This window comes from Streptomyces sp. NPDC007901 (genome assembly GCF_042959465.1).
Taxonomy (GTDB): Bacteria; Actinomycetota; Actinomycetes; order Streptomycetales; family Streptomycetaceae; genus Streptomyces.
Map to the genome: position 1 here is coordinate 1 of NZ_JBIBKW010000093.1, position 1,964 is coordinate 1,964.

Here is a 1,964-nt window from a genome sequence, read left to right on the forward strand (position 1 = left end):
CATCCTCGTCGCCCACTCCCGTCGCACCCTCCACCCCCACGATGATCTCGACGATCTGTGGACGATCAACGGCTACGAAAATCTTGTATGAGCCAAGAGCTACACCCATCTGATATTGCTGCCGTGGGAACGGGTTTGTGACGGATCTTGTGAGCCACCGCCGCATTTCAGAGGGGCACCCTGGCTGCTCTGCCAGCGGCAGAACACCGGCCCGCCCGGACTCGACGATCACTACAGTCCAGCCTCATGACGACGATTACGACGCGTACGGTCCAGTACCCGGCCGACGGTTTGACAATGATCGGGCACCTCGCGCTGCCGGCCGGGATCGACCGCCGGCCCGCGGTGCTGCTCGGACCAGAGGGGCCGGGGCTCAGCGACGTCGAGCGCCGTCGGGCCGATGCGCTCGCCGAGCTGGGATACGTAGCGCTGGCCTTCGACCTCCACGGCGGGCGCTACTTGGGCGCCCCCGAGGAGATGCTGGCCCGTTGCATGCCGCTGCTCGCTGATCCCGACCGGATGCGGGGCATCGGCCACGCGGCGCTCGACGTGTTGCGCGCCGAACCGCGGACCGACCCCGACCGGATCGCCGCCGTCGGCTACGGCACCGGGGGCGCCGTCGGGCTGGAACTCGGGCGCGACGGCGTCAACCTGCGCGTCATCGGGACAGTCAACGCGCTGACCACGGGCCGACCGGGCGAGGCGGCGCGCATCCGCTGCCCGGTGTGGGCCGGGGTCGGTTCGGAAGACCCGATCATGCCGCCCACGCAACGGGACGCATTCACCGCCGAGATGCAGGCCGCGGGCGTCGACTGGCGCCTCGTGGTCTACGGCGGTGCCCTGCATGCCTTCCACCATCCGCCGGTCGGCCACCCGGTGGTCCCCGGCGTCGGCTACCACCCACAGCACGCGCAGCGAGCCTGGCGCGACGTCGTCGACCTGCTCGCCGAGTGCCTGCCCGTGACGGAGGACCTGGGTGTATGACCCAGGCAAACATGCTGACACCAGGCCTGGTCGGCGTCGGGCACTGACAGTCCCCTCCCCTCAAGTCCGCACAACAGAACCACATTCGGGCAGATGCTCGATTGTGGAGACGTATGCACAACTGGGGTCCTCGTAGTAGAGGGAGGTGGTGGGGCCATGGTTGATCGCCCACACCGGCAGGACTCAGGCCGTCCTGAGGCGGTCGTAGGCCGACAGCAGCCGCTCCAGCGACCGGAAGGTGAAGGCCAGGTGGTCGATTCCGTATTTTTTCCGCTGGAACCGGGCCAGGGGGAGGGCGTATCGAATCAGGGGCGGGACCTTGACGAGGGCCAGGCGTCCGCCGCCACCGCGTTGACGACTCCCTCGCCCGGGCCATGACCCGGCTGATCCGCTCGGACCTCATCATCGTCGACGACATCGGCCTGCTACCCGTCTCCGCCGACGCCGCCGAAGGCTTCTTCCGCCTGGTCGATGCCGCCTACGAACGGCGGGCGATGGCGGTCAGTTCGAACCTTCATCCGTCGGGCTTCGACGAGATCATGCCCAAGACCCTCGCGACGGCGACCGTTGACCGGCTCCTGCACCACGCTCACGTCGTCGTGACCCAGGGTGACAGCTTCCGCCTCACCGAGGCCACCTCCGGGAAGGGGGTCAGACCCCTGCACTGACAGCCACTCCGGAAGGATCACACGGACTCGGTGGGGAGATTTCCTGTCCATGGGGAGTTTTGCTGTCCGCCAGTGGGCGGCACCTCGCGTCCGCCACTGGGGAGATCAAAGTTTCCGTTGACACGCCCCAGGGTGGGTGAACCATACGAAGGGCTCACCATCTCCCGCAGAACAACATAGGGAGCTTCTTCAGCGTTGCTGCTCCAATGTGAGGATGGCCTTGGCGATTGATGCGATGAAGGGGCGGGGCCTCCCGCTCCCGCCGGGTGCGCAGGATGCTCGGCTCAGGCAGAGAGTCCGAACTTGGGGAGG

1 protein-coding gene and 1 pseudogene are annotated in these 1,964 nt (G+C 67.4%); both read left to right on the plus strand.

The features are described from left to right. Positions 1-246 precede the first annotated feature (246 nt). Positions 247-984, plus strand: a complete 738-nt coding sequence (locus tag ACFZDK_RS55775) for a dienelactone hydrolase family protein (RefSeq protein WP_390987096.1) — start codon at positions 247-249, stop codon at positions 982-984. A gap of 326 nt (positions 985-1,310) precedes the next feature. Then, positions 1,311-1,652 (plus strand): annotated as a pseudogene (locus ACFZDK_RS55780) (ATP-binding protein); the annotation flags it as partial. Positions 1,653-1,964 lie beyond the last annotated feature (312 nt).